The sequence below is a fragment of the Kribbella sp. NPDC023855 genome (genome assembly GCF_040639475.1).
In the GTDB taxonomy this organism is placed as follows: domain Bacteria; phylum Actinomycetota; class Actinomycetes; order Propionibacteriales; family Kribbellaceae; genus Kribbella.
This window is the reverse complement of the sequence record NZ_JBFAAA010000002.1, coordinates 589,713-597,009: the sequence shown is the minus strand read 5'-3', so window position 1 is coordinate 597,009 and position 7,297 is coordinate 589,713. Positions and strand designations below refer to the sequence as shown.

The following is a 7,297-nucleotide window of genomic DNA, read 5'->3' as shown; positions in this document are numbered from 1 at the left end:
TGCACCCAGACCCAGCGCACTACCCGCACCCTGCGCGCCTCCCGCCCCGGTGGCACCCAGACCCAGCGCACTACCCGCACCCTGCGCGCCTCCCGCAGTACTCCGTGCCCCTCCCGCATCTAGGGCACCTCCGACACCTGGCGTCCCCGCAACGTCGCCCGCGCTCTGCGCCCCCGCCGCACCTCGAGCATGCAGCGCACCGCCCGCCTGCGAGCCGCCGGCACCCTGTGCGCCCAGCGGCGTCTGCCCCGGGAGTTCCGGGATCGGCAGAGCCCCGTACTGCGCCAGCTGGCTGCGCACCGACCCCAGGGACTCCTCGTCATTCCCCACCAGACCGTCCAGCGGATCCAGGAGCCGCTCCGCGCCAGACTGCCCCCGCACCAACTGCGTCACGGCGTACGGACGAGCAGCCGTGAGGTTGGCAGCCCACAACGGCGTCTGCTGCTGTCCCGGCTCGAGTGCAGCCGTGCGGCTGGCTCGGCTGAGCCGCTCGCGGACCTCCCCGTCAGCAGCCGCGCTCTCACTCAGCACCAGCGCGACTACCTCCATGCCCGTGAAGGAGCGACCGCGCCAGATCTCGGCCAGCGGATGCTCCAGCAGTCGCTGGTCCAGCTCGTACCCCGGCAGCTGCGGCGTGCTGTTCACTTGCTCTCCCAGATGGCCCGGTCAGCCAACACCTGGGCTGCCTGTTGCGCTGTCGCCAGGTCGATCGGATGGGCGGCGTAGTCCACCTGCACCACCAGGTCGGCCCGGTGCACGAGTACCGAGACCCGCGAGTCCATCCCACCGGCCCGGGCGATCTTCTCGACCTTGGTCGGGTACGGCCGATCGTTGACGACCGGCCACGGCTGGCGGTCGAACGCCGCCTTGGCCATTTCGTCCGGGGTGAACGACGACTCGCCCGCCCCCGCTCGGCGACCGGAGTACGGGGTGATCCTGATCGTGAGCTCGGCGCCCGAGAACGTCGGCTGCGTCCGCTCGCTCACCCTGACCGCACAGGTGATCTCGGCGGCACCGGTCTGCGTCAACTTCGCGTTGGTGGCCTTCGGCAACAACACGGAGACGTCCCCGATCCGCGAACACAGATCCGCCGGGAGCGCCCGGGCGGGCTGCACATCCTCAGACTGGACAGGTTGTCCGACGGCGAACCCGATCCCCAGCCCGGCGACCGCGGCGACGCCACAGGCGATCGCAGTACCCCGGACCATTCGACCAGCCATGCCCGCGACCCTAGCCACGCAGAGGTTCTCCCTTGTCGATCAGCACACCGTCCACAACCAGCCCGCGTTGGACGCCACCACCACGCTCGCGGTTCCCGCGAATCCTGCCCCGGAGGAATAGCATCCGGGCATGGACCTTGGGGACTTGCTGGGCGGGCGTGACATCGGCGACGTGAAAAAGGCCGTCGGCTTCGTGATGGAGAACTCCGACGACTTCGAAAAGCTACTCAAACTCGTCCGCGAATTGCCGGACGACGCGCTCGGCTTCATCGGCCGGCTGCCCGACCTGATGAAAACCATCGGTACCGGCCTGGCCGAGGCCGGCGAACAGGCCGTGAAAGCAGCCGGCGCCCTGGTCGGCGAAGACGGCGAGGGCGGCGCCCGCAAGGCCCTGACCGGCAGCGCCGCCACGATGACCTCGGCCAAGGACAAACTCCACGACGCGGCCGGCATGCTGGCCGGCCTGGCCGGCGAACTGGACAAGATCCCGGGTATCGGCGACGCGGCAGCCAAGCGCCTGAACGACGGCAGCGGCAGCATCGGCGGCGTCGCCACCGAGATCGAAAGCCTGGCCGGCAACCTCCAGGACCTCTCCGGAATCCTCGCCTCGGTCGGCGAGGCCCTGGCCGGCCTGGGCACCAAACTCACCGAGTCCGGCGGCTCCGTCAAAACCCTCCTCAACTGACGGCTCGCCAGCTCAGCCCCGACCAGCCGGACAGGAACCCAGGCCACCCCCCCACCCGATTTGGCACCCACCCCCCTCCCGCGTGTATCGTTACCCAACGTTGCCCGGCGCTCGTAGCTCAACGGATAGAGCATCTGACTACGGATCAGAAGGTTGGGGGTTCGAATCCCTCCGAGCGCGCCAGCAAAACCCCAGGTCACCAGGTGGATGACCCGGGGTTTTGTCATTCCGGCGACTGTGGTCTACCCCACGCGGCCCGGCTACGCGACCTCCTCCGTCGCCCGCTCCGCATGCCGCTCCCACCCCACCCTGGTGCGCGGGCTGCGCCCGGCTTATCGAGAGCACTCTGGTCGCGCCAGCCCCATGACCGTGAACAACCCGCGAATCGGCTGTCCCCGCGCGCTCGGCTACGCGTGCTCCTCCGTCGCCCGCTACGCGGAGTGCTCCCACCCACCCAAGGTGTGCGCGTGCTGCGCCCGCTTGATGAGTGCCCTGTAATTCCGTGGCTCCTACTTGGCGAGGAGTCCTTCAACCGGATCCTCCGCAGGCGCGGCACACCCACGCTGGATCTCGATCCGGGATCCGCGCAACATGCCGCAACACGGTGACAGGCAACAAGCCGTAATCCCAAAGTCGTCCGAGCAAGCTCAAGCAACGACGGGGAGCGGGCACTCACCCTCTACAAGATCCCGCCCCCAAACGCTCGCCGGCCGGGTCTCGTCATGTTCGCCCGGCTCTCGCTCGTCTGATCCGTCACGAATCTGTCACTTCATGTGCTAATGGAGTTCAGCGACGCCCGCAAACAAGTACGGGATCTGCAATAGGCGTGCGGCCGCCTGGACGGGATCCGGCAGAGAATCGACAACGAGTGGCTCAGCTGGGGACGCGATGCGTTCGTATGGGCCGTGCCAGATCCTCCAGTCGTAGGCGAAGAGACCGCGTTCGCTCAACGAGTACCAATCGGAGAGGTTGCCTTCTCGCCGCGGGCTCTCCGGAACAGCTCGCGTGATGGTCGGCAATGCTGCAATCGCATCATCGGCGCGTTCAACGACCTCGCGTGCGGCGAGGACTGGTTCGGGTATGGGGCCGTAGCCAGCAGACGACAGCACCGCGACGTGTCCGGCGCTATCGACCGCAAGGAAGTCCCACTCCCGGCCCCACAGATCTGAGCGGGTAGCGCCATCCTCAGTCACGAAGCGAACCTTACGGGAGCAGACAACGGCGATCGGCTGTCGCTCGTCAGCAAAAATGAAGACATCCGGCTCTCGGCCGTGTGATCCCCAAAGGCACCGACCTGTCGGTCCACACCCCGACCACCTCGCCGCCGTCGTGGTCGCAAAACGCTCGACTGGGAACCTCAGCCGAGCGTCTCGCTAACCTCCTCGCTACAGCCAGACCGCCCTTCCGCTGAGCTGCGGGTTCAAGTGGGCCGGTGCCTGGGAGAATCCCACGCACCGGCCCATTTGAGGTGATCAGTTCTTGTGGATCACTATCGCTCCGCCGGCGAGGGCGGTTGTCGGGTCAGCGGCGTCCGCTGCGCCGAGTTGGTTGTCGTAGACGACGGTGCTGGTCGCGGTCTGCCAGATGCGGATCCGGAAGCGGTCCGGGCTCGCGTCTGTCGCGGTCAGCATGAAGCTGTAGCCGCTGGCGCCGTTGATGGTGCCGGTGCCCTTGTAGATCGCCTTGCTGCCGGCCACTACCAGCCACTGGTAGTCACCGGAGTGGAAGTTCAGGTTGCCGGCCTTGAACTGGAACTCCGTGCTGCCGGTCGGTACGGAAGCGCCGTTCTTGTACTTCGACACGAAACCGAAGTTGGCGCGGCCGGTGGCTGTCGGGTCGGCCGGATAGGCACCGGCCGGCGAATCGATCCAGCCGCCGCCGGTGACGAACCCGCCGTCGGGGTCGTACACCACGACGAAGCCGCAGGACTCGGTGTCGGAGCCGCCGTCGTCATCGGTGACGGTCACCGCGATGTCGTAGATCCCGGCCGCTGTGTACTGGTGCGTCGCACCGACCGGAGAACTCACCGCGGGTACCGGTGTGGTGGAACCGTCGCCCCAGTTGACCGACATCGAGTGCGTGTCCAGCGTGCCCGCGTCGGTGAAGGTGCCGGCGAAGGACACGTCCGTGTTCACCGCGTTCGGCTGGATCGGGCAGGTGCTGAGCGTCAGAACCGGCGCCACGTTTTGTACGGTCACCGTGGTGCTGTCGTCATCGGTGAGGCCGTTGTCATCCGTCACAGTCAGGGTGACCGCGTCGGCGCCGTCGTCGAGACCGTTGTAGGTGGCAACAGCGCTGCTCGGGTTCGACAGCGTTCCGACTCCCGCGTCGGCGCCGCTCCACGCGTAGTTCGTGACGATGCCGTCCGGGTCGTGGCTGCCGGAGCCGTCCAACGGCACCGAGGATCCCTCCGCGACCGTCTTGTCCGGGCCGGCGACGGCGACGGGCGGCAGGCAGATGACGTCGACGCTGACCGGCGGGAAGTTCACGACGGCGTTCTCGTCATCGTGGTAGGCCACCGACGAGTTCACCGGCAGTGGCCCGCAGGGCGCGCCCTCGTGCTTGATCTGGTAGGTGATGACGAGATCCTCGTCAGCCAGGTTGCCGCGCGACCAGGTGAAGCCGTCTGGTGTGATGGCGCCGATCGTCGATCCGGCGAGGTTCGCGGCGATCGAGCCCGGTACCAGGTTCCAGCCGGCCGCGAGCGTCACGGCGATCGTCGGATTCGTTGCCCCAGGCACCGAAACGGCGGCGACGAGGGTCTGCAGCAAGGCCGCGAGGTCGCCGAATCCGCCCACCGAGAACGTGTTGTCGGCTCCCGGACCGCTGGCGATGGTCTCCAGGGTCGACTGACTGACACCGTCGCCGACACCGACCGCGAACACCGTCGCCTTGCCCTGCAGCGACGCCGCAGCGGACCCCGTCGGGTCGCCAGAATTCGCGTTGCCGTCGGTGATCACGATGACCACTTGGTTCCGGGCCGGGTCGTCCGGTCCCAGCACGGTGTTCGCCTGGTTGAGGCCGCAGGAGATGCAGGTCGTTCCGGTCGCCTGCGGGTTGCTGGTGATGGCGTTTCGTACCGCGGTCTCGTCGGTACTCAGGCCGATCACGGTGTGCGCGCCGGTCGAGAACCCGACCACCGCGGCCCGGCCGCCGTTGGCGAACAGGCCGTCGTCGGCGACCGCCTCGACCACGTCGTCGGCGAAGTTTCTGAGCTGGCTGAACTCGCCGCTGTCGATGCTGCCGGACTCGTCCAGCACGAGCACCAGATCGGTGGGCGTCGACTGTGTGCTGCTCTCACCGTCGAGGGTGAGCGTCACCGTCGAGACACCGAACCTGTTGACGCTCGTAGGACTGGCCGACGCCCCCGGTGCGGGCGCGGCCGACGCTGTCGGAGCTCCGGCGACAAGCCCGGTCAGCGCGACGGCAAAGGCCGTGGCGGCAACAGCAAAACGGTTTCTGTGGGCATGCTTACGCCCAGGTAGGGTTATTGCAAACATTTGATTCCCCCTCGGAATCCCCCCGCGGGACCAGCGCCTTCCGCGTGACCTCCGCGTTATTCCCCGGAGTGATGATGCGCGACCGCAAAGGCCGCGTCAATAACTCAACGTGTTCACCAAGGAACTGGCCGCGTTCCCTGCCTCACCCGTTGACTGCCTGCTGCAATCGCGTCGATGCTTGTCGGCGACAGGGCTTTGGGTAGTGAGCCGGCGGACTCGGCATTCGGCAGTGCGCCGTCGGCAGAGCCCTGCTTGGGATTCGGTGCTCTGCAGCGAGGAGGTCGAACTGGCGAAGGTCGCTGTAGGTCCCGTCGCGGCGAGGTTCGGCGGCTCGGGCGGTGCCAGTGCGGGTGAAGCAATTGGCGACGGCCGAGTCCACCGCCCGCGATCAAGGTGATTGCGGATCAAGGTGCGAGATGGTCCGGCACAAGCTCGTAGTCCTACCTTGTCGTACAGCGATCGTATTGTCGGGGCATGGTGTTTACGTCGCCCGTGGAGCGGGTTGTGCCGGGTCGTTTGGGTGATGAGCGGGAGGCGCTGACGCAGCAGCTCGACTTTCACCGCGCGACCTTGCTTGGCAAGCTGGAAGGGCTCGATGGGGAGCAGTTGCGGCGCCCGATGACGGCGTCTGGGCTTAGCTTGCTGGGGTTGGTGAAGCACCTGGCCGAGACCGAGCATGGCTGGTTCCTCAAGATCTACGCAGGGTTGGCCGAGCCGGATCTGTTCTCGACCGACGGTGACTCAGATGCGGAGTTTCGCGTCGGTGCTGATGAGACGGCCGACGGTTTGGTCGGGGAGTACCTTCGGACCTGCGAGCGGGCTCGGGCTGTCGTGGCCGCGGGCGGGCTCGACGATGTGGTGACGACGCCGTGGGGTGCGGAGGTCAACTTGCGGGCGATCCTGGTCCATATGGTCCAGGAAACCGCGCGGCACAACGGTCACGCCGACATCATCCGAGAGGCGATCGACGGCACAACAGGCGATTGAAGCCAGGTCAACAGAACTGGCTGCTTTGGTCTATCTCCGCGCTGCTGCTGTCGTCGCGCAGTGGGAGCAGGTCGCCGAGCGCTCAACTGACGCGGGTCAGTAAGAACTTGCGCATTGCTTGGGTGGGTTCGTAGAAGCCCCAGACGCCATTCGAGAACTCCCCGGCTGCGAAGAACGGAGCGGGCTCAACGCCCGAGAGTCTTCAGACGCTTAGGGTGTGTTGCTTGGCGGGGTGTTTCGGGTCGGCAATCACCACGCTCCCCACCGGCACAGGCTCTCCTACGACTGCCCGTCTACGTATGACGACCGACGAGTCGGTTACCGCGCGATGGCGAAGGGGTTCTCGTCGTCCGGGTCGTCGGACTGGCCGTTGTGGGAGATGAAAGTCCACCACTCTGCGCGGCGTTCCAAGCCGGGGGTGTTCTCGAGGCCTGCAGCGTCGTTGGCATGAACGATCTCCGCGGCGGCTCGCTCGATGTCCGGGACGGCCAGGGTGGCGTCTTCGTCCGTATCTGAGGGCCACGCCTGCCGATAGGCATCCCTGCCGGCCTCGATCACGGCTTCCTCGTCGGTAACCGTGAAGTCCCAACGCAACAAGCCGGACAGAACGGGACCCGCAGGTTCGTCGTCCTCGTCCTCGTCGTCGAACTCATCGAGGTCCCCATCAATGAGGCTCAACGGGGAGGAACCGCACCAGTCGAGCTCGGCCTCGTTGAATTCTGCGGCGGCCTTCTCCAGGGCCGCGCTCGAGTCGAAGTACGGCCCGAGTTCGCGTTGGCGACCTTTGCGCTCGAGCGTCATTGCGGAGTGCGCCTTGAGCGCGGCGATCAGTTCCTCGGTACGGCGTACGTAACGCTCGCGCGCCGCGTCCGACCACTGGGCGTCTTCGCTGGTGTCATCCACGG

General features: G+C 66.9%; 6 protein-coding genes, 1 tRNA gene and 1 pseudogene. 3 read left to right on the top strand and 5 right to left on the bottom strand.

Annotated elements, in window-relative coordinates; translation table 11 throughout:
- Positions 1–645 (bottom strand): annotated as a pseudogene (locus tag AB0F51_RS08580) (hypothetical protein); the annotation flags it as partial.
- Positions 642–1,220 (bottom strand): hypothetical protein, encoded by a 579-nt coding sequence (locus AB0F51_RS08575; RefSeq protein WP_360276086.1) that lies wholly within the window; start codon positions 1,218–1,220, stop codon positions 642–644. The pseudogene AB0F51_RS08580 and the gene AB0F51_RS08575, both read right to left, overlap by 4 nt.
- A gap of 130 nt (positions 1,221–1,350) precedes the next feature.
- Here AB0F51_RS08575 and AB0F51_RS08570 point away from each other — a divergent pair, with 130 nt between their 5' ends.
- Both AB0F51_RS08570 and AB0F51_RS08565 read left to right on the top strand, forming a co-directional pair.
- Complete coding sequence (locus AB0F51_RS08570; protein WP_360276083.1) at positions 1,351–1,905, top strand: hypothetical protein; 555 nt, start codon at positions 1,351–1,353, stop codon at positions 1,903–1,905.
- A 107-nt stretch (positions 1,906–2,012) separates the two neighbouring features.
- Positions 2,013–2,088, top strand: a tRNA-Arg gene (locus AB0F51_RS08565).
- Positions 2,089–2,681: 593 nt separating this feature from the next.
- Here the strand turns inward: AB0F51_RS08565 and AB0F51_RS08560 are convergent.
- Positions 2,682–3,098: a hypothetical protein gene (locus tag AB0F51_RS08560; RefSeq protein ID WP_360276081.1), complete on the bottom strand. Its 417-nt coding sequence runs from the start codon at positions 3,096–3,098 to the stop codon at positions 2,682–2,684.
- A gap of 279 nt (positions 3,099–3,377) precedes the next feature.
- On the bottom strand, positions 3,378–5,225 hold the full coding sequence (locus tag AB0F51_RS08555) for a VWA domain-containing protein (RefSeq protein WP_360276078.1): 1,848 nt from the start codon (positions 5,223–5,225) through the stop codon (positions 3,378–3,380).
- 684 nt (positions 5,226–5,909) lie between these two features.
- On the opposite strand from AB0F51_RS08555, the gene AB0F51_RS08550 reads away from it, so the two are divergent.
- Complete coding sequence (locus AB0F51_RS08550; protein ID WP_360276075.1) at positions 5,910–6,392, top strand: DinB family protein; 483 nt, start codon at positions 5,910–5,912, stop codon at positions 6,390–6,392.
- A 318-nt stretch (positions 6,393–6,710) separates the two neighbouring features.
- Here the strand turns inward: AB0F51_RS08550 and AB0F51_RS08545 are convergent, their stop codons facing one another.
- Positions 6,711–7,295, bottom strand: coding sequence for a hypothetical protein (locus AB0F51_RS08545; protein ID WP_360276072.1), 585 nt, complete (start codon positions 7,293–7,295; stop codon positions 6,711–6,713).
- Between the last annotated feature and the right edge of the window lie 2 nt (positions 7,296–7,297).